The organism is Lysinibacillus cavernae (genome assembly GCF_009724685.1).
In the GTDB taxonomy this organism is placed as follows: domain Bacteria; phylum Bacillota; class Bacilli; order Bacillales_A; family Planococcaceae; genus Lysinibacillus; species Lysinibacillus cavernae.
Genome location: NZ_WMEF01000009.1, coordinates 56771 through 77761, shown reverse-complemented (window position 1 = coordinate 77761; position 20991 = coordinate 56771). Strand labels below are relative to the sequence as shown.

Genomic DNA, 20991 nt, shown 5'->3' with positions numbered 1-20991 from the left:
CAAGGTAAGGGCAATACCACATATCGAAATGCCTCCCTCAAGTGATGTGCCTACACTTCTCATGATTAACTTATCATACAGTTGATGTCTTTTTCGGCTGTTCTTATTATAGAAAAATCAAAGGTAGCATTTTTACTTTATTATTTGGTAAGGTGGACAAAAGGAGTGATGCTTTTTGAAGTATTCAGCACAATATTTTATTAAACAATTAAATCTAGCCGAACATCCAGAAGGGGGCTATTACATTTCATCATTTCGGGCCTCAGACGATATAGCAGTGAGAGATGTTCAGAGGCCCATTTATACAAGTATTTATTTCTTATTACGCTCACAAGATATATCCCATTTACATCGATTGCAATCAGATGAGTTATGGTATTATCATGCAGGAAGCCCACTAACAGTTCATATGATTTTCCCAAATGGTACATATGAAGCGAAGAAGCTTGGCTTGAATGTAGAAGCAGGAGAGGTACCGCAAATTGCAGTACCGAAAAATACAATTTTCGGCTCATCAGTGGAGGAGTTAGATACATTTAGTTTAGTTGGATGTATGGTGGCCCCTGGCTTTGATTTTGAGGATTTTGAATTGTTTACACAGCAAGAGCTTTTAACTGATTACCCTCAGCACGAGGAAGTTATTCGTAAAATGGCATATACATCAATTAAGTAAAAAAGTAGCCGTCTCAATTTATGAGACGGCATAGTTTGTTCACCAAAAAATTTCTTCTGGATATTTGAGTTGAATTTGAATAACATGTAATGCTTGTTTTGTCGCAATGGCAGCTTCCATTAGGTTTGATTTTAACGCTACATATTCATGGTCCTCTACCATTAATCGCACAGCAAATGCCGCTAAATGTGCTTTACGTTCTTCTTTACTTAACTGGATATATTCTAGATTCAGAACATCCACGTATTGTGTAGCAAAACGGAAGGTTAATGGATTTTTAGCATGTAGCATTCGTATAAATACAATATAATCTTCCTCGTTAATCTCTTGCTCTAAACAACCAGCTATGGCAGCTTGAAACTTGCGTATAGTAGCAATGTCATTATCCCATATAGACGCATTGTTTAACTTCTGGTGCAAATCAATGAAGTCATTTAAGGTGATAGCGCTAAAGATAATTTCTGGCCAAAGAATTTCTGTTGAAAAATAAACATTCTTGTTTGGAAAGATCAGTTCATGTTGTGTAAGGACATTCTTGTTAAGGCCATTACTCACAAACTCTAGGTGATGTTCGCCAAGCATCGCATGTCTTAGTTTATAGCAAACGCTTAAAATACGCAGTCGAGGACCTTGATAATCATAGTATTTATTCTCATCACCGGTTACTTTGTAAATCGCATTAATTAGTTCATCTAAATCCCAAAAATCACCGCTAATTCGTACGCCTGTTAGTTGCTCTGTACTTTGAATGGATATCATAGTCTTCGCCCTCCCCCTTAAGCGTTTATTTTGGTGTGTAGTTGAGTAGTTTGAATAGTTCTGTTCGTTCTTTATCTGTTAAATCACGCCATTGGCCCACTTTTAAATTACCAAGCTTAATATTCATAATACGAATACGCTGTAGACGCTTAACTGAATAACCCAAGGCTGAACACATTCTTCGGATTTGACGATTTAAGCCTTGTTCTAAAATGATTTTAAAAACTTTGTCTGATATCTTTTCAACATAGCAGGGTAATGTTGTTGTATCTAGAATATCGACACCAGCTCCCATTTTTTTGATAAATTGCTCTGTTATAGGTTTATCAACTTGAACAATATATTCTTTTTCATGGTGATTTTCCGCACGTAGAATTTTATTGACGATATCACCATCATTGGTTAATAGCAATAGCCCCTCAGATTCCTTATCAAGACGTCCGATGTGAAAAATACGCAAGGGGTGATTTACAAAATCTACGACATTGCCTTTTATATGACGTTCTGTTGTACTTGTAATGCCGACAGGTTTGTTCAGACCAATGTAGACAAGCTGTTGTTCTTTCTTTACCTCTTTTCCATCAACGCAAACCATGTCGCCGTTGTCTACTTGACTACCAACTGTCGCTTGTTCTCCGTTAATCGTCACTTTTCCTTCTGCTATCCATTTATCAGCACCGCGACGAGATATAATGCCTGTTTCACTTAAATATTTATTAATACGCATATTGTTCTCCTATATTTTATATTATTTTTAAGTATACCTTAACGCCGTGCATACCGTGAATTCTAGAAGCTTTTCTAGCAAAAATAAATTGGTTGGAAAAGTTTTTCAAAAAGTTGAAATTATTTTATGTTTCTGACAATATAGTAGGTGAGAGGGTTTCTATGAAAATATTGTTATTCCGATATAAAATAACGTTTTTTGTAGATAGTTCTCATTAAATTGTGTAAAGGGGAGAAGTAAAATGGTTTATGCATTTCCAAACACTGAAGGATCGGTAGTTCAATTCAAAGAGAAATATGATAATTATATTGGTGGCGAATGGACACCCCCAGTGAAGGGTCAATACTTTGATAACGTTACTCCTGTTACTGGACAAGTTTTTACACAAGTAGCACGTTCCACAGCTGAGGATATTGAACTGGCACTAGATGCAGCACATGCTGCTAAAGATGCATGGGGAAAAACATCACCGACAGAACGCGCAAACATTTTACTTAAAATTGCTGACCGTATCGAGCAAAATTTAGAAAAGCTAGCCGTTGCCGAAACATGGGATAACGGTAAAGCGGTTCGCGAAACATTAAATGCAGATATCCCTCTTGCAATTGATCATTTCCGTTATTTTGCTGGAGTATTACGTGCTCAAGAAGGCTCAGTAAGCCAAATAGATAACGATACAGTTGCTTATCACTTCCATGAGCCGATTGGTGTAGTAGGCCAAATCATCCCGTGGAACTTCCCGTTATTAATGGCAGTATGGAAACTTGCACCAGCACTTGCAGCTGGAAACTGTGTCGTATTAAAACCTGCAGAACAAACACCAGCATCCATTATGGTGCTTGTTGACTTAATAGGAGACTTATTACCATCAGGTGTTATTAATATTGTTAATGGATTTGGCTTAGAAGCAGGGAAACCGCTTGCATCCAATCCACGTATCGGGAAGATTGCCTTTACAGGTGAGACGACAACAGGTCGCTTAATTATGCAATATGCTTCTCAAAACCTTATTCCAGTTACATTAGAATTAGGCGGTAAATCACCAAATATCTTCTTTGAGGATATTATGGATAAAGATGATGCGCTATTAGATAAAGCAGTTGAAGGCTTCGTATTATTTGCTCTAAACCAAGGGGAAGTATGTACATGTCCTTCACGTGCACTGATTCAGGAATCTATTTACGATAAATTTATGGAGCGTGTATTACAGCGCGTAGAAGCCATTAAAGTTGGCAATCCACTTGATCCAAACACGATGATGGGTGCGCAGGCTTCAAGTGAACAAATGGAAAAAATTCTTTCTTATTTAGATATTGGTAAGCAAGAAGGCGCAGAATGTCTAATTGGGGGAGAGAAAAATAGTGTAGGAGAAGGCTTTGAAAATGGCTACTACATTAAACCAACTGTCTTTAAAGGACATAATAAAATGCGTATTTTCCAAGAGGAAATTTTCGGCCCAGTTGTTGCTGTAACAACGTTTAAAACGAAAGAGGAAGCATTAGAAATTGCGAATGATACATTATATGGCCTAGGTTCAGGTGTTTGGACGAGAGATATTAATACAGCCTATCGCTTCGGTCGTGAGATTCAAGCGGGCCGTGTTTGGACAAACTGTTACCATGCTTATCCTGCACATGCTGCGTTCGGTGGCTATAAAATGTCAGGTGTTGGTCGTGAAAATCATAAGATGATGTTATCTCATTACCAACAGACGAAAAACTTATTAGTTAGCTATAGTGAAAACAAACTTGGTTTCTTCTAATTCGTAGGGAGGTGCATGAGCGTGGTCGAACGTGTATTAGCTACTGCAGAAGCGCTTGCACTAATCAATCTATTAAAAGAAAAACATGGACCTGTTATGTTTCATCAATCGGGAGGATGCTGTGATGGCTCCTCGCCAATGTGCTATCCACAAGGTGACTTGTTATTAGGTGATCAGGATGTGTGCCTTGGTGAGATTGGTGGTGCTCCTTTCTACATGCACAAAAATCAATATGATTACTGGAAGCATACACAAATCATATTGGATGTTGTTGATGGCAGAGGTGGGATGTTCTCATTAGAGGGCGTTGAGGGAAAACGTTTTTTAACAAGGTCAAGAGCCTTCACATCAGAGGAGTTACAAGAGCTAGGGTTAATTTAATGATGTATTTTTACAGCGGCAGAAAAACTTTGCCGCTGTTTTTTATATTAATTTTTGAGGAAAAGAGTATGTAAAGCTATATTGTTAGTTGAGTTTCGTAAAAATAAAAATAGCTGTAATCGATCCTTTAAGGTCACAGTAAACAATAATTTTCTTGTGGTTTTTGCTATCATCTTCATTTCCTCCTTTTAGTGTTGTTAATATTTCCTATTAAATCAAACAAATTAAGTAACATACATTAAATTAAGTTTACTTTTTATGTTAATTGTTACAAAGAGGGTGAATCTTTCTCTCAATATGTAACGTAAAATGGGTAAAGGAGTGTGCTAAATATGGATTACGTAATGATTGAAAATGAATTTACAAATACGGTAGAGGATGTATCAAAAGCTGTTGGCTGGACAGTGGATCGAAAAATTGTTTTAGCTATTGCCAGTACTTTTGTTTCATCAGGAAAAACTTTTGATGCAGTGAAGTATAAAAATGTATTGCAAGAGATGAAAAAGCAGTCCTCATGGATGTCTCCTTTACGAACAACAGTTGGTTATAGCATTGCAGCCAATTTAATGGAGCAAGAGGATACTGAAAAAGCAGTCGAGAATTTACTTACAAATGTGAATATCATGAAGGATGCAAAATTTAGAAGCGGGAATTTTAGCTATATTGGCGCACAGTTTTTAACAGAGGATGAAAAGGACAAAGAAGCGCATGCACGGGCAGCTAGAGCCTTATTTGACGCGATTCGTAAACATCACCCGTTTTTAACATCCTATGAGGACATTCCATATGCAGTATTGTTAAGTAGCCCATCTGATGATGTTGAATTACGTGCAGAAACAATGAATCGCTACTATAAAGAATTAAGAACATATAATTTTAATGCTGGTAATGAACTCCAATGGCTATCACAGGTATTAACATTTTCATCACCACAATTTGATCGTCAACTAGCACCAAATGTTGTGACAATTCGCGATACACTCAAAAAGCAAAATGTAAAAGTAAAGGCTATGCATTATCCTTTACTTGGATTTTTAGCCCTATTAGATATTACTAATAATCAGCTTCAAGGTATTGTTGATTTATATCACGAGTTAAAGGATTTGAAATTATTAAAATGGTATCGGGAATTTGTACTTTTTATGGCTGTACAAATTGCTATTTACGATATGGCTAAAGTGGAGAAATCCCTGTCCATGACCATTATGTCTTCTATTGAATTATTAATTCAAGCACAGCAAGCGGCGATGATAGCGGCGGTAAGTGCAGCCGCCATAGCATCTAGTTCAAGTTCTTCGTGATAGAATAAAGGAGAACTTGATTATTTGGAGGTGCATTTGAAGGATGAAGGAAACTAAACTGTGGATTAATGGTCAATGGCAAGATGCGGAAGAAAACTATGAGCTAACATCTCCTTATAGTGGTGAGGTAGTTGCTCTTGTGGCAAAAGCATCGGTTCAAGATGTAGTGAGAGCTATCGAAGGTGCACAGCGGGCATTCCAATCATTTAAAAAGACAACAGCCTACGAACGTGCCGAAATATTATATAAAGTTGTTGATATTATGCGACAGCGAAAAGAAGAATTTGCAGAGATTTTAGCATTAGAAGCAGGGAAGCCAATAGCAGCAGGATTAGCAGAAATTGAACGTACCATCGCAACCTATCAATTTGCAGCAGAGGGAGCTAAACAGGCAAAAGGTGAGACTGTACCGATGGATGCAGCACCTGGAGCAGGAGATCGTATAGGCTGGACAAAGCGAGAACCCTTGGGCGTGATTTCAGCCATTACACCATTTAATTTTCCGTTTAATTTAGTGGCTCATAAATTAGGGCCAGCATTTGCAGTAGGTAATACAGTTGTATTAAAGCCAGCTACACAAACGCCATTAAGTGCCATTGCTATGGCAGAGATTTTCAGTGAAGCAGGTTTACCAGATGGAGCGTTGCAGATTGTCACAGGAAGTGGCAGCGAGCTCAGTGATACCCTTGTCACACATTCACACGTTAAAAAGGTTACTTTCACAGGCAGCGGTAAAGTTGGTTTGAGAATAAAAGAAAAAGTTGGTTTGCGTAAAGTAACTCTAGAGCTTGGTTCTAATGCAGCGGTAATTGTTGAACCATCTACCCCAATTGATAAAATTATCAGTCGTTGCGTAAGCGGTGCTTTTAATTTTGCTGGACAAGTATGTATTTCATTACAACGAATTTATGTACATTCGTCCATTATTGAAGAATTTACTAAAGCATTCGTTGCAGAGACTGAAAAACTTATAGTAGGGGACCCATTAGATAAAAATACAGATGTTAGTGCCATGATTAATTCAAACGAAGTTGAACGAATCAGAGGGTGGGTTGAAGAGGCACAGAAACAAGGTGCAGTTATAGCAACAGGTGGCGTATTTACAGACCGTACTTTAACACCAACAGTTATGACGAATGTGACAGCTGATATGAAAATTGTTTGTCAGGAAACATTCGCACCAATCGTCTCAATTGTTTCATATGAAACATTAGACGACGCGATTCGACTAGTGAATGAGTCGGACCTTGGTCTAAACGCTGGTATTTACACGAATATATTGTCAGATGCCTTATATGCGGCAGACGAATTACAGGCAGGTGCAGTCATTATTAATGATATTCCGACATTCAGGGTAGATAACATGCCATATGGTGGAGTGAAAATGAGTGGTTATGGACGGGAAGGAATTAAGTGGGCAATAGAGGAAATGACCGATTTGAAATTTATTTCGATGAAAAAATCGTTCTAAATTTGCATCAGCTCTTTTTCTGCGATACGATGACGAAAGAACATACATGAAGGGAAGTTACAAGAATTATGCCAAACAGCGCAGTACCAATGAGCCAATCACGTACGGTTCAATCGCGTCTCGTATTACCCCCAGACACAAATAATCACAATTCTATTTTCGGTGGAAGAGTGTTAGCCTATATTGATGAAATCGCTGCTATTACAGCAATGAAACATGCGAAGGGACATGTAGTTACAGCTTCTATTGATTCGGTTGATTTTTTATCTGCCGCACATGTAGGAGATATTCTGGATATTGAAAGTATTGTTTCGTCTACAGGACATTCTTCAATGGAGGTTTATGTTCGCGTTGTTTCTCGCAATATTGAGACTGGTGAGGAAAAATTAACGACAGAATCATTTGTTACTATGGTTGCAGTAGATGAGGAAGGGAAACCCGTACAAGTTCCTGCGATTTATCCTGAAACAGATGAGGAAAAACGTTTGTTTGAAACAGGACCAGCAAGACGAGAGCACCGTAAACAAAAACGTGCATTGCCACATTAAGTACAAAGGGAACTTCGCTTATAAAAGTGAGGTTCCCTTTGTGGTTTTACATATTTAGCTCATTTACAACATTAATGAGGGAATCAGAAGATGATGAAACAAGCGTAGCTCCCTGTGATAATTCTGTGATTAAATTAGAGATGGCTGAAATATCTCTTGATGTATTTACATATTGCTGTTGAATACCAGAAACAGCGTCGGCGATATCATTAAATGATTTGGATAAATTTTCCTGTGTATTGACACTGTGCTGAATTTTTTGATCAACATTAGTCACTGAATTGGCCATAGTCGTAATATTACTTTCTGTTTCTTTAATGAGATGCGATACGTTTTGTACAGCATTTTTTGTTTCCTCTGCAAGTTTACGAACTTCCTCAGCTACAACTGCGAAACCTTTACCGTGTTCTCCAGCTCGAGCAGCCTCAATTGACGCGTTTAATGCTAATAAATTTGTTTGATCAGCAATGCCTGTAACAAGTCCAACAATCTCAGAAATTTTTTGAGAAGAGGTACGTAACTGATTCATTGTTACCTCAAGACTGTTGACACTTTGCAGAATGACTTGGATTAAATCATTTTGTTCTTTAAGCTGCTGTTGGCCACGTCTTGACTTTTCTTGTGTATCCGCAACGAAGCTCAATCCTTGCTTTGTCGCTACAGCAATATCATCTGTTTGAGAGGATATCACTAATAATGACGCTGCTGTTTCTTCACTAATGGCGTTAAGTTCCTCCGCTGTACTTTGAATTGTTGTAACAAGGGCATTTTTTGTCTCATCAGCAACAGAACGAATGCGCTCTTCCTCTTTTTCATAGGCCTCAATAACAAGCTGTTGCTCAAAATTAATAATTTTACAAAAAGCATTTATGGCACGAATTGCATCTTTTTTCGAGATATCTACTTCGTCTACAAAATTGGTGAAAGTAGATGTTAGTGATTGGAATGATGCAATATACCATTTAGATTGCAAGCCAATTCGAACGTGAGTCTCAGCAATGGCTTTTCTTTCTGCAATGTAGGCATCATTAATATGACTTTCAAAAATATCACTTAAATGTTTATGTAACGTAATTTTCAAACGATCAATCTGCGATGTTCTATTAATAATGTCGAGTAAAGTTTGGCTCAAACTAATAGCAGCATAAAATTGCTCCACCATTGCAGGAATTAAGTCCTTTGCTAACGGCTGTAGTTGCTTAATGATAGCTAAATCTTCAACTGTTAAGTTTAAAAGTTGCAATTGTTTTTGAAGATTTGGGTGGTTCGATACATCTAGTTGTACATCGCTCTTAAAATTTTCAGGTGTTAATGTAACGGAATAGCTAGAATTGCTGTTTTTTGAAAACCAACTCATTTTTATTTGCTCCATTCTTAATATCCATAATAAATTGTAAGTAAAAAAGCACTTTTGAAATTTGTTAAGTTTGTAAATTTGATAAATAAATAGTATTAAATCTATTTTACTATTATTTGCTGAATATTTGGTTAAAAATTTGGTTATTTCTTTAATTTTTTACTTTAATGTCAGTTCAATTAGTGAAGCAAAGTAAATTTGAATTTAAAATAGGAAACCTGTAAAATACGAACTGTTTAGCAAGGTAGAAACTGTACATAAAAAGGATTGGAGGAGGTACTACATGGAGAAGAAACGCTTTAAATTTGTTATTCCAGTTATGGTTATTGTTGCAATTGGTGCGGTTTATATGTTACGAAACTATTATGCGGAGGTACCAAATGTTGAGCAATTATTAATTGTTATATGCGCAACATTAGTGTCGGGGGTACTAGCATACTTTTTATTCCCACAACAGGGTGAAAATAAAATTGATGACCGTGGACCCTATTAAACCTGGATAAAAGAGGCTGCTCGTTTTATTACAAAACGAGCAGATTTTTTAGCAATTAGGGCTTAAATAGTTTAAACCAGCCTTTATGTTTAAAGATGACAAGCATAAAGATAGCGATAATAATCATGATCCCTAGTACAATAAAATAGCTATATTGCCCATGAAGCTCAGGCATATGATCGAAATTCATCCCATATACACCGGCAATAAAGGTTAGCGGGATGAAAATGGTTGACACAATTGTTAAGGTCATCATAATACCGTTCATGCGACTTGAACTCATGGCCATATAACTATCCCGCATATCCGCTGTAAGCTCTCGATTGGATTCAACCATTTCTGTTAGTTTAAGTAGATGGTCGTATATATCTCCAAAATAAGCCCTTTCCGATTTGTTTAATGAAAAACGATAAGAATTAAGTACTCGATATAAAAGATCGCGCATCGGTAAAATTGTCCGTCTTAAGTCAAGCAAATCACTACGAAACTCGAAGACAATCTTCATGGCATTTACGTTGCTTTGGTATGTAAGTTCGCCTTCTAGTGCACTTAAATGATCTTCAATTTTATAAACAAGTGGGAAATAGCTATCAACGATTTTATCGATTGTTTGATACGTTAAAAAAACAGTGCCACGTTCCCAATTCTTCGGTTGGTTTTCCAACATCTTTTGTACCTTATCTATTTCAGGAACAGGGCTTTTATGAAATGTCACTATAAACTTATTGGAGGCAAAAATATTAACCTCCTCCGCAGCTAACGTTTCTTCGTTTAATCGATGGATAACGAAGAAATGAAAATCATCATAAAAATCGAGCTTTGGACGCTGTAATCGCATTAAGCAATCTTCAATAGCTAGTGGGTGGAAATGGAAAAATGTATCTAACAATAATTCTTCCTCAGCTGTAGGGCAATTAAAATCAACCCAATACCATTCGAATTCTTGTTGATGTATGACTTCCAAAGGGAAATCTTTTAGCAGTTGTTGTTGCTTTGTAATTCCAATGGTGCGTATCAATACTTTCACCTCAAATTATTTACTACGTACGAAATATATTTTTAGAGCTCCTCTTTAAAGCATACCCAACCACCAAACAAAGTAGTGGCAAAAAATCTAGAAGGTTTAGTAAAGCCTGCTTGTTGTAACAGTGTTAAAATATCTTCTTCACACATAAACGAAAGGGAGCGAATGGATTTTTCCATCTCTGCTATATCAGACACGGAAAGCTTTGTATGCTGTAGCCAATAAGAACGCCATAAATCAAATTGAAGTTCCGTTTCTAAAGAGCCTGGCTGACCATATTTTGATGCAAGGACGAATGGTGCTCCAGGTTTTAAATGTCTTGCTATTTCCTTTAATGTGGACAGCTTTTCTTCATATCCCTGAATAAAATGAAGAACAAGGACACAGCTAGCTGCATCATATTTTATGGAGGGCAGTGGCGTATCCAGTATTGTTCCTTGAAGGAATGACATAGTATTGGTTAGATCGTGTAAACGTTCTTTAGCTATTTTGAGCATGGATTCTGATGGATCAATGCCAGTGAAGGACCAGTGTGGTCTTCCTTCAGCAAGCTGTAAAATTTCATTGCCGCTCCCCGCACCCACAATTAACATGTCAGCCTTTTCTGGCAATGTGGAATGATAAAAGGTTTGTATTAAACGCAGCATCGCATCATAGCTTGGTAACGTGCGGCGAATACCCTTTTCATATTCGTTTGCTAATGTGTTGTTAAATTCCAACTTTCATCACAGCCTTTCAAAAAGTTTTTGAAAAAATCTTTTTTAATGTGAAACTATTACGGGTATAGTTCCGTAAATAGTAGTACATAAAACAAAGACAAAGTACAAAGAAAGGGTTGATATATATGGAGACGAAATGGTCTAAAGTAATCATACACGCAAGTGCATTTTTTGCGCCATGGTTAGTACCCATTATTTTCTTCTTAATTAGTTCGGATGAGGAGGTAAAGGCAATTTCGGTTCAAGCATTGCTGTTCCAAATTGTCATTGGTATTTTAATCGCTATCTCAGTTGTTTTAAGTTTTGTCCTCATTGGATTACCATTCTTAATCATTTTCGGCATTATGCTATTTGTTGTACCGATTATCGGTATCGTAAAAGCATTGTCTGATGAGCCATGGCGTTATCCAATTGTTGGTCGTTGGGTATAATTTTTATAGACGCAAGTATATGCTAGTTGCATATGCTTGCGTTTTTTCTATGGCTAATAAGGGTACATTAGGTATATGAGCAAACGATAAAACCTAACGGATTCGATTGAAAAAGTGCTATTTTCAGCGCTTAAATAGGCATTTTTAAGACTTTTCATTTTTCTCTGGGCGAAATCATTGCATTTTTTTTCAAGCGTTTTGTATAATATACTCAAAGAAAGTCAAAGATAGTCAAAGTCAGTGAAGCAAGCGAGGTGTATTCCTAAAATGCGTAATATATCAGACATCATAGAAGGTTACTTAAAGCAAGTACTTGAATTAGGTGGAGAAGGGCATATTGAAATTAAACGTAGTGAGATTGCTGATAAATTTCAATGTGTGCCATCACAAATAAATTATGTTATTAATACAAGATTTACTGCTGAGCGAGGTTACCTTGTTGAGAGCAAACGTGGTGGTGGTGGATACATACGAATTTTACGTGTCCGCGCGAATTCACAGATTGATTTAATTGACGATGTTCTCAGGCAAATTGAAGGTGGGGCATCGCAAACGGTTGCTGAAGATTTAGTATATCGGCTCATTGATGAGCAGGTAATTTCAAAGCGAGAAGCGAAATTAATGTTAGCAGCAATTGATCGCTCAACGATCGATTTACATCTCCCTTTAAGGGATGTCATTCGAGCAAAAATAGTACGAGCGATGCTGACAACAATTAAATATGAACAGCTAAAATAGTGAGGTGATGGAAATGATATGCGAACATTGTAAACAACGTAATGCGACAGTTACTGTAACACAAGTTCAAAATGGGCAAAAGGTGGAACACCATTATTGTGACGTCTGCGCCTCACAGTTCCATCCATTTCATGCAGAATTTAAACAAGAGCCAGTATCTATTCAACAGTTATTATCTAACTGGTTTGGCTCGCCTACATGGCAAAAGGTGGGGGAAAAACAACAAGTACAACCACAGCAGCAAACATGCCCACAATGTGGATTTTCGTATAAACAATTTTTAAAAGAAGGTAAATTTGGATGCCCTAGTTGTTATGACACATTTAGTGAGCATTTACCTAAGCTCTTTAATCGCATACAGGCAGGCCCCCAACACATCGGTAAAATGCCTGGTGCTCGCAGTAATGTGTATGTTATTAAAAAGCAAATTGAGGATATCCGCAAGCGTATGAAATCCGCTGTGGATGAAGAACAATTTGAAGAGGCAGCAAAGCTTCGTGATGAAGTGAAAGAGTTAGAGAAGCATCTACAATTTGAAGGTGGTGATGTGTCATGATGATTGAATCATTTTTAGAGCGTGCGACCCCAACTTGGATGCATATCGAGGATGATTATTCAGATATTGTCATTAGTACACGTATTCGCCTTGCTCGAAATTTAGATGGTTATCGTTTCCCATTAGCTTTCTCAGAGAATGAGGCATTGCAGGTGGAACAGGCAGTTACACATGCAGTGAGTGATAGCCCAACGCTTCAAAATGATTATGCTTATTTTGCTATAAAGGATTTAACGTCTATGCAACGTCAAATTCTTGTAGAAAAGCATTTGATTAGTCCGCAACTTGCTAAGAAAGAGCAAGTGGGCTCCATACTTCTCTCTGAAGATGAATCTGTAAGCATTATGGTGAATGAAGAGGATCATTTACGCATTCAATGTATGACAGCAAGTTTTCAACTTCAAAGTGCCTATGAACAAGCAAATAAAATTGATCGTATTCTAGAGAAAGTATTACCTTATGCATTTCGAGATACTTTTGGCTATTTAACAAGTTGTCCCACGAATATTGGAACGGGTCTTCGAGCATCCGTCATGATGCATTTACCCGCTCTTACATTAACGGGACAAATGAATCAAATTATTAATGCCATGACACGCTTAGGAATGACTGTAAGAGGTATATATGGTGAAGGAAGCGAAAATTTAGGAAATGTTTATCAAGTGTCTAACCAAATCACACTTGGAAAGACAGAAGAGGACATTTTAGCAGACATACAAAGTGTCGCTGAAAAAATTATACAAAAAGAACGCCATGCAAGAGGTAAATTGATGGAAAAAGCAGAACTTGCTCTAGAAGATAGAGTGTATCGAGCTTTAGGTACCCTTACTCATGCAAGAATTTTAACAAGTGAGGAAGCTGCTACCTGTCTATCTAACGTTCGCTTAGGGGTAGATTTACAGTTGATTGAAGGTATTCAAGCAACAACCTTAAATGAATGTGTTGTTAGTATGCAACCAGGTTTTTTACAGCACTATGCAGGAGAGGTACTGCCCCCTGCTGAACGAGATCGTGTACGAGCAGAAATGCTCCGTGAGGCATTATTTCAAGAACATGCGAATAAGCCTATAAATGGGGAAAAAGGAGAGGATTTATATGATGTTTAATCGTTTTACACAACGCGCGCAAAAAGTATTACAGCTTGCTCAGGAAGAGGCTATTCGTTGGAAGCACGAATCCATTGGCACAGAGCATATTCTATTAGGGCTTATACGTGAAGGCGGCGGTATTGCTGCAAAAGCGTTAGAAGCCATAGATATTAGTCCTCAAATGATTGAAACGGGTATTGAAGAATTAGTTGGTAAAGGTAAAGAAGATGTTGGCCCAATTGTTCACTATACGCCAAGAGCTAAGAAAGTTATTGAACTATCTGTTGACGAATCACGTAAATTAGGTCATTCGTATATCGGCACAGAGCATTTATTATTAGCCCTTATACGTGAAGGTGAAGGGGTTGCAGCTCGCGTTTTAAACAATGCGGGTGTGGGCTTAAATAAAGCACGTCAGCAAGTATTATTGCTACTAGGTAATAACGATAATGCACAATCTGGACAACAAGCAGCTCAGGCTGCCAATACGCCAACGTTAGATAGTCTAGCACGTGATTTAACACAAATTGCACGTGAAGGTACGTTAGATCCTGTTATTGGACGAAGCAAGGAAATTACACGCGTTATTGAGGTATTATCACGTCGTACAAAGAACAACCCTGTACTAATTGGTGAACCGGGTGTTGGTAAAACAGCTATTGCAGAAGGATTAGCTCAGCAAATTATTAATAATGAAGTACCAGAAATCCTTCGTGACAAACGAGTAATGACGCTGGATATGGGGACTGTCGTTGCAGGTACAAAATATCGTGGTGAATTTGAGGACCGTTTGAAAAAGGTGATGGATGAAATTCGCCAAGCTGGCAATATCATTTTATTTATAGATGAATTGCATACATTAATCGGTGCAGGTGGAGCAGAAGGTGCAATTGATGCATCCAATATTTTAAAACCATCTTTAGCACGCGGTGAGCTTCAATGTATTGGTGCAACAACACTTGATGAGTACCGCAAATATATTGAAAAGGATGCAGCTTTAGAGCGTCGTTTCCAACCAATTCAAGTAGATGAACCTACAGTGGAAGAAGCTATTCAAATTATTCAAGGTTTACGAGACCGCTATGAGGCGCATCACCGTGTAAAAATTACAGATGAAGCGATTGAAGCGGCAGCTAAAATGAGTGACAGATATATTTCTGACCGCTTCTTACCGGATAAAGCAATCGACTTAATTGATGAAGCCGGTTCTAAAGTACGATTACGTTCATTCGCAGTGCCACCTAACTTAAAGGCACTTGAAGATAAACTTGAAAATGTTCGCTCTGAAAAAAATGCTGCTGTATCAGGTCAAGAATTCGAAAAAGCAGCATCATTAAGGGATACAGAGCAAAAGCTGAAAGATGAAATTGAAGCTACACGAAAAAATTGGAAAGAAGAGCAAGGCAAAGCCGAATCTAAGGTGACGGTGGACGATGTTGCAGCAGTTGTATCAATGTGGACAGGAATTCCAGTAGCTAAAATTGCTTCTGAAGAATCTTCGAAGTTATTACAACTTGAAGAAGAATTACACAAACGTGTTGTAGGGCAAGGAGAAGCGGTAGAAGCTATCTCTCGTGCGATCCGTCGTGCAAGAGCAGGTTTGAAAGATCCGAAACGACCAATCGGTTCATTTATCTTCTTAGGACCTACAGGTGTTGGTAAAACAGAGCTAGCAAGAGCACTTGCCGAAGTGATGTTTGGTGATGAGGACGCTATGATTCGTGTCGATATGTCTGAGTATATGGAGAAACATTCAACTTCACGTTTAGTGGGTTCACCTCCAGGCTATGTTGGATTTGATGATGGTGGTCAACTGACTGAAAAAGTACGTCGTAAACCATATTCTGTAGTATTGCTAGATGAAATTGAAAAGGCACATCCGGATGTTTTCAATATTCTACTGCAAGTTCTTGAAGATGGTCGTTTAACAGATTCTAAGGGTCGTGTAGTAGACTTCCGCAATACAGTAGTCATTATGACTTCAAACGTTGGTGCGGATGCTTTAAAATATCAAAAAAATCTTGGTTTCAATGTAGGTGGTGTAGAATCTAAGTATAAAGACATGAAGGGTACGATGCTGGAAGAATTGAAGAAAGCATTCCGCCCAGAATTCTTAAACCGTATCGATGAAATGATTGTCTTCCACGCATTAGATAAAGTGCATTTAAAAGAAATCATTGCAATGATGGGCAATGCACTAACAAAACGTTTGAAAGAGCAGGATATTTCTTTAGAGCTAACAGATGCAGCGCTTGAAAAAATTGCTGAGGAAGGCTACGACCCTCAATATGGTGCTCGTCCACTACGCCGTGCATTACAAAAACAAGTAGAGGATCGATTATCAGAAGAATTACTGAAAGGTAATGTTGAGAAGGGTAATCATGTTGTCATAGATTATGTAAATGGCGAATTTATTGTACAGAAAAAAGAGGGAGTTTCCATCTCTAAATAATTTCATGCAAAGACAGTGAGGCTTTTAGTGCCAAGCTGTCTTTTTTTTTGTACAATTAATGATAAGAACAAATATTCGAGGTGAAAACAATTTGGCTAAGAAAAAAACGAAATTTGTATGCTCAGGTTGTGGCTATGAATCTGCAAAATGGATGGGAAGATGTCCAGGGTGTGGTGAATGGAATAAGATGGTGGAAGAAGTTGAAATGGTGGCAAAAGGTCCACGTGGTGCATTTCAGCATTCTGCTACGGTAACCCAAAAAGCACTTCCGATTATCCATGTAGAAGCTACTGAAGAATCTCGTGTAGAGACGGAAATGGCCGAACTGAATCGTGTATTGGGTGGTGGCATTGTACCTGGCTCCCTCGTACTAATCGGGGGTGACCCAGGGATTGGGAAATCAACGCTACTATTACAGGTTTCAGCGTTGCTCTCCAATAAAGGGCACCGTGTACTTTATATTTCTGGAGAGGAATCCATTCGTCAAACGAAGTTACGTGCAGAACGTTTAGGGGTGGTTTCTCAAGAGCTGTACATATATTCAGAAACGAATCTTGAATTTTTAAACCAAACAATAGATGAAGTGCAGCCGAAATTCGTCATTGTCGATTCGATACAAACAGTTTTTCATCCAGAGGTAACAAGCGCACCAGGAAGTGTATCCCAGGTCCGTGAATGTACAGCAGAGCTTATGCGAATTGCTAAGACAAAAGGGATTGCTATCTTTCTAGTTGGACATGTAACCAAAGAGGGACAAATTGCTGGGCCTCGTATTTTAGAGCATATGGTTGATACCGTATTGTATTTTGAAGGAGAAAGACATCATAACCATCGTATTCTACGAAGTCAAAAAAACCGTTTCGGCTCTACAAATGAAATTGCCATTTTTGAGATGCTTCAAGGAGGATTAAAGGAAGTTCTGAATCCTTCTGAGTTATTTTTGCAAGAACGTTCACAAGGAGCAGCGGGTTCAACTGTTGTTGCATCAATGGAGGGGACAAGACCAATCCTTGTTGAAATTCAGTCTTTAGTTACACCTACAAGTTTTAATTATCCTAAACGTATGGCAACAGGTGTGGATCAAAATCGGGTGCAATTGCTGATGGCAGTGCTTGAAAAGCGTATGGGTCTCATGCTACAAGCTCAGGACGCATATATTAAAGTTGCTGGTGGTGTCAAACTAGATGAGCCAGCAATAGATTTAGCCGTGTTGACAAGCATTGTGTCTAGTTTTAAGGATCAGGCGGTTCGAGCAACAGATTGTTTTATTGGGGAAGTCGGCCTGACAGGCGAAGTACGTCGAGTATCGCGTATAGAGCAGCGTGTCATTGAAGCGGCAAAGCTTGGATTTAAAAGGGCATTCATCCCAGCATCGAATATAGGTGGATGGGATTTTCCACAGGGAATTGAAATCGTTGGTGTAGAAACGATAAAGGATGCATTAAATAACTGCTTCAGAGAATTGTAAAGAAAATTGTGCATGTTGGATACCATTCTAACATGCATTTTCATTCATTTTTATTGAGAAAATCGGAAACTCAAGTAAAGGGATAGGCGTCCTAGATAATATCAGGAGAAAGTCGCCAGCAGATGTCACAGATTATAAGAGAGGTCTGCACGACGCATTTCAGTTAACCGTTGCCACAGAACGTGACGGTTTTAGGTTTACTTCTACTCGTTAACTCGAAAAAAACTAGACGCCATTACGCCGAGGCGTAATCGATCCACGTTCGTTCAATAACATCAAAAATAATAATCAATTTGATGAGCTGGTGAAAGATTTTCTACAGTAAACTATGTATAATCTTAACTAACAATAGGAGGTGACAGCTTGTGAAAAAATTTGTTCAAATTGCGTTTTTACTGATTGGAGGAGCATTGGGCCTTGTTTTCTTACCGCCATTATACGAATTGCTTCATTTATCATCTAATCCTTGGCTAGATAATCCTTATGTATCAGTAGCATTAGGCGCACTTTTACTCTTTACACTATCATTTGCATTTTCCGATTATTTTGTAAGACTCATTAGCTGGATGGAAGAGGTTCTGTTTAAGGTGCCGATAGGAGATTTATTATTTGGTACGCTTGGTTTAATAATTGGGCTGATTGTAGCGTATTTCTTAGGCTTTGCTATTAATAGTGTGCAGTTCCCTGTTATTACAGAGGTACTCCCTATTATCCTGTCTTTCGTACTAGGATATTTAGGGTTTCGTCTAGGTTTTAGAAAAAGGGATGAATTAATACAACTCTTTACTTTACGCAGTAATAACACAAAGAAAAAAGCTGCTGAAGGTGCTGAACTACAAGAAGTACGTGGGAGCTACAAGCTGTTAGATACGAGTGTTATTATTGATGGTCGTATTGCAGATATTTCTGAAACAGGCTTCATTGAAGGTATCTTAGTTGTACCCCAATTTGTCCTTACAGAGCTTCAGCATATTGCAGATTCTTCCGATACGTTAAAGCGTACAAGAGGTCGTCGTGGTTTAGATATTTTAAGAAAATTACAAGATGAACGTAAAACAAAAGTTGAAATTACGGAAGAGGATTTTGAGGATGTACAAGAGGTAGATTTGAAGCTTGTCCGACTTGCGAAGAAAATGGGGAACGACACACAGATTGTCACGAATGATTTTAACCTTAATAAAGTCTGTGAGCTACATCATGTGAAAGTATTAAATATTAATGATTTAGCGAATGCTGTGAAGCCTGTGGTAATCCCAGGTGAGGATATGCAAGTTGTGGTTATAAAGGACGGAAAAGAGCATAATCAAGGAGTTGCCTATTTAGATGATGGAACGATGATTGTTGTTGAAGGTGGTCGTAGCTATATCGGACAGGCAATTACAGTTACGGTAACGAGTGTGTTGCAAACATCAGCAGGTCGTATGATATTTGCTAAGCCGAAGGACGATTAGGATGTGGAAAAATGCAATATGAAGTAGTTTTACCTGCAGCGGGAAGCGGAAAACGCATGGGTGCAGGACAAAATAAATTATTTTTAAAACTTTTGGAGAAGCCTATTCTTATACACACGTTAGAGGTGTTTCAACAAGATCCCTCTTGTACAGGTATTTGGCTGGCAGTAAAACCAGAAGAACGTAGCTATATTCAAGAAATGCTCGAGCAATTTAAAATTACAAAAGTGAGAGGCTTGCCTGATGGTGGGGCTGAACGACAACATTCGGTTCATTCGTGTATGAAAGGGATGCAACAGGTAGACATTGTGCTTGTACATGATGCGGCTCGACCTTTTATTACGCATGATATAATCGCCAACCTTGTCCAAAATGCTCATGAATTCGGTGCTGCTATTGCAGGGGTTCGAGCGAAGGATACAATGAAAAAAGTTCGTAATGGTGTCATTGAAGAAACAGTTGATCGTGACAGCTTATGGATGATTCAAACACCACAAGCCTTCCAATTTGATTTAATTGTAGAGGCTGAGGATGTTGCTGAGAAAGTTGGTTTTCTTGGCACTGATGAAGCAATGCTAGTTGAACGTCTAGGACATACAGTGCATATTGTAGAAAGCAACTACGAAAATGTCAAAATGACAACCCAAGAGGATTTAATATTTGGCGAAGCTATTTTACGAAAACGAGCATTGCAAATAAACGAATAGTAAGCTAAAAATCTCATTGGCGATTATTGCTAATGAGATTTTATCTTGATTCAGCAAATGTTTTTCGCTGGTGTACAATGTCCGCTGAAATAGGAGAGCATCGTTAAAAAGCACCTTATCCTGTGATAACATCATGCTGCACGGTGCAGGTTAGTTAACTGTGGTCACAGGAAAATGATCACTATTTGCTATTAGCTCAATTTCCTAGGAAATATGTTAAAATGTGAGGGTATAATAGTGAGTAAATATAAAAGTGAAAGAAGGTGAATGAGACTACATTTTCAGCAAACAAAAGGGCTGGTATATCCACATGTTTTGCTAAAGTAGTCTCTCTAGCATATGTTTCGAATTGGACAAGGTTTTGATGTACATGCATTTGAAGAAGGTCGTCCATTAATTATTGGCGGCATTACGATCCCTCATGAAAAAGGGCTAGTTGGACACTCGGATGCCGATGTTCTTTTACACACTGTCACAGATGCTGCTTTAGGCGCAATTGGTGAGGGGGACATCGGCCGTCATTTTCCAGATACAGACCCTGCATTTAAGGATGCAGATTCAGCAAAATTATTAGCGTATATTTGGAAAATTGTTGAGGATAAAGGCTATGTTTTAGGTAATGTAGATTGTACAATTATGGCACAGCGTCCAAAAATGGCACCATATATTGAACAGATGCAAAATCGCATCGCTGAATTGTTGCATGCTGAGCCATCACAAGTCAATGTGAAGGCAACAACAACTGAACGTTTAGGCTTTACTGGTCGTGAGGAAGGTATTGCGGCGATGGCAACAATTCTATTAATTAAGAAGTAAAGGTGGGTTAACTCTGCTTTTATTTCCTGTAACAGAGTGGTAAAATGAACAAAGTCAATTTTTTGATCG

21 protein-coding genes and 1 pseudogene are annotated in these 20991 nt (G+C 38.2%); 16 read left to right on the top strand and 6 right to left on the bottom strand.

From position 1 onward, the window contains the following. Window positions 1–175: 175 nt before the first annotated feature. Window positions 176–673 (top strand): cupin domain-containing protein, encoded by a 498-nt coding sequence (locus tag GJU32_RS16730; protein ID WP_155593072.1) that lies wholly within the window; start codon window positions 176–178, stop codon window positions 671–673. 39 nt (window positions 674–712) lie between these two features. On the opposite strand, the gene GJU32_RS16725 is transcribed toward GJU32_RS16730, so the two are convergent. Both GJU32_RS16725 and rluF read right to left on the bottom strand, forming a co-directional pair. Then, window positions 713–1432 (bottom strand): DUF6904 family protein, encoded by a 720-nt coding sequence (locus tag GJU32_RS16725; protein WP_155593071.1) that lies wholly within the window; start codon window positions 1430–1432, stop codon window positions 713–715. Between the two features lie 25 nt (window positions 1433–1457). Continuing rightward, window positions 1458–2159: a 23S rRNA pseudouridine(2604) synthase RluF gene (gene rluF, locus GJU32_RS16720; protein ID WP_155593070.1), complete on the bottom strand. Its 702-nt coding sequence runs from the start codon at window positions 2157–2159 to the stop codon at window positions 1458–1460. 241 nt (window positions 2160–2400) lie between these two features. On the opposite strand from rluF, the gene adh reads away from it, so the two are divergent. The 5 genes from adh (at window position 2401) to GJU32_RS16695 (ending at window position 7622) form a co-directional block, all read left to right on the top strand. Then, window positions 2401–3921 carry an aldehyde dehydrogenase gene (gene adh, locus GJU32_RS16715; RefSeq protein ID WP_155593069.1) on the top strand — a complete coding sequence of 507 codons (1521 nt, stop codon included), beginning with the start codon at window positions 2401–2403 and terminating at the stop codon, window positions 3919–3921. A gap of 21 nt (window positions 3922–3942) precedes the next feature. Further along, window positions 3943–4302 carry a DUF779 domain-containing protein gene (locus GJU32_RS16710; RefSeq protein ID WP_155593068.1) on the top strand — a complete coding sequence of 120 codons (360 nt, stop codon included), beginning with the start codon at window positions 3943–3945 and terminating at the stop codon, window positions 4300–4302. Between the two features lie 332 nt (window positions 4303–4634). Continuing rightward, window positions 4635–5603: a DUF4003 family protein gene (locus GJU32_RS16705; protein ID WP_155593067.1), complete on the top strand. Its 969-nt coding sequence runs from the start codon at window positions 4635–4637 to the stop codon at window positions 5601–5603. A gap of 43 nt (window positions 5604–5646) precedes the next feature. Beyond that, a complete protein-coding gene (locus GJU32_RS16700; RefSeq protein ID WP_155593066.1) occupies window positions 5647–7074 on the top strand; it encodes an aldehyde dehydrogenase family protein in 1428 nt (475 codons plus the stop codon). Between the two features lie 68 nt (window positions 7075–7142). Continuing rightward, window positions 7143–7622, top strand: a complete 480-nt coding sequence (locus tag GJU32_RS16695) for an acyl-CoA thioesterase (protein ID WP_155593065.1) — start codon at window positions 7143–7145, stop codon at window positions 7620–7622. Between the two features lie 46 nt (window positions 7623–7668). Here the strand turns inward: GJU32_RS16695 and GJU32_RS23785 are convergent, their stop codons facing one another. Further along, on the bottom strand, window positions 7669–8313 hold the full coding sequence (locus tag GJU32_RS23785) for a methyl-accepting chemotaxis protein (protein WP_230875082.1): 645 nt from the start codon (window positions 8311–8313) through the stop codon (window positions 7669–7671). A gap of 120 nt (window positions 8314–8433) precedes the next feature. Continuing rightward, window positions 8434–8979, bottom strand: a pseudogene (locus GJU32_RS23780) (protoglobin family protein); the annotation flags it as partial. 283 nt (window positions 8980–9262) lie between these two features. Here GJU32_RS23780 and GJU32_RS16685 point away from each other — a divergent pair. Continuing rightward, the gene (locus tag GJU32_RS16685) at window positions 9263–9472 is read left to right on the top strand and encodes a hypothetical protein (protein WP_155593063.1); all 210 of its coding nucleotides are present in this window, start codon (window positions 9263–9265) and stop codon (window positions 9470–9472) included. Window positions 9473–9527: 55 nt separating this feature from the next. Here the strand turns inward: GJU32_RS16685 and corA are convergent, their stop codons facing one another. Both corA and GJU32_RS16675 read right to left on the bottom strand, forming a co-directional pair. After that, on the bottom strand, window positions 9528–10490 hold the full coding sequence (corA, locus tag GJU32_RS16680) for a magnesium/cobalt transporter CorA (RefSeq protein WP_155593062.1): 963 nt from the start codon (window positions 10488–10490) through the stop codon (window positions 9528–9530). Window positions 10491–10531: 41 nt separating this feature from the next. Beyond that, window positions 10532–11215: a class I SAM-dependent methyltransferase gene (locus GJU32_RS16675; RefSeq protein WP_155593061.1), complete on the bottom strand. Its 684-nt coding sequence runs from the start codon at window positions 11213–11215 to the stop codon at window positions 10532–10534. Between the two features lie 125 nt (window positions 11216–11340). Here GJU32_RS16675 and GJU32_RS16670 point away from each other — a divergent pair, with 125 nt between their 5' ends. The 9 genes from GJU32_RS16670 to ispF all read left to right on the top strand — a co-directional run bounded on the left by GJU32_RS16670 (window position 11341) and on the right by ispF (window position 20922). After that, entirely contained in the window at window positions 11341–11646 is a 306-nt protein-coding gene (locus GJU32_RS16670; protein WP_155593060.1) for a DUF4870 domain-containing protein, read from the top strand. Window positions 11647–11913: 267 nt separating this feature from the next. Further along, window positions 11914–12384: a CtsR family transcriptional regulator gene (locus tag GJU32_RS16665; protein WP_155593059.1), complete on the top strand. Its 471-nt coding sequence runs from the start codon at window positions 11914–11916 to the stop codon at window positions 12382–12384. Window positions 12385–12397: 13 nt separating this feature from the next. Further along, entirely contained in the window at window positions 12398–12940 is a 543-nt protein-coding gene (locus tag GJU32_RS16660; protein ID WP_155593058.1) for a UvrB/UvrC motif-containing protein, read from the top strand. Next, on the top strand, window positions 12937–14046 hold the full coding sequence (locus GJU32_RS16655; RefSeq protein ID WP_155593057.1) for a protein-arginine kinase McsB: 1110 nt from the start codon (window positions 12937–12939) through the stop codon (window positions 14044–14046). The genes GJU32_RS16660 and GJU32_RS16655 overlap by 4 nt, the downstream gene beginning before the upstream one ends. Beyond that, window positions 14036–16480, top strand: coding sequence for an ATP-dependent Clp protease ATP-binding subunit (locus GJU32_RS16650; RefSeq protein ID WP_155593056.1), 2445 nt, complete (start codon window positions 14036–14038; stop codon window positions 16478–16480). Before GJU32_RS16655 ends, GJU32_RS16650 begins: the two co-directional genes overlap by 11 nt. A 91-nt stretch (window positions 16481–16571) precedes the next feature. Next, a complete protein-coding gene (radA, locus tag GJU32_RS16645) occupies window positions 16572–17948 on the top strand; it encodes a DNA repair protein RadA (RefSeq protein WP_155593055.1) in 1377 nt (458 codons plus the stop codon). Between the two features lie 365 nt (window positions 17949–18313). Further along, the gene (locus GJU32_RS16640; RefSeq protein ID WP_155593054.1) at window positions 18314–19399 is read left to right on the top strand and encodes a PIN/TRAM domain-containing protein; all 1086 of its coding nucleotides are present in this window, start codon (window positions 18314–18316) and stop codon (window positions 19397–19399) included. Window positions 19400–19410: 11 nt separating this feature from the next. Continuing rightward, window positions 19411–20106 (top strand): 2-C-methyl-D-erythritol 4-phosphate cytidylyltransferase, encoded by a 696-nt coding sequence (gene ispD, locus GJU32_RS16635; protein ID WP_155593053.1) that lies wholly within the window; start codon window positions 19411–19413, stop codon window positions 20104–20106. A gap of 339 nt (window positions 20107–20445) precedes the next feature. After that, a complete protein-coding gene (ispF, locus tag GJU32_RS16630) occupies window positions 20446–20922 on the top strand; it encodes a 2-C-methyl-D-erythritol 2,4-cyclodiphosphate synthase (protein ID WP_155593052.1) in 477 nt (158 codons plus the stop codon). The last annotated feature ends 69 nt before the right edge of the window (window positions 20923–20991 follow it).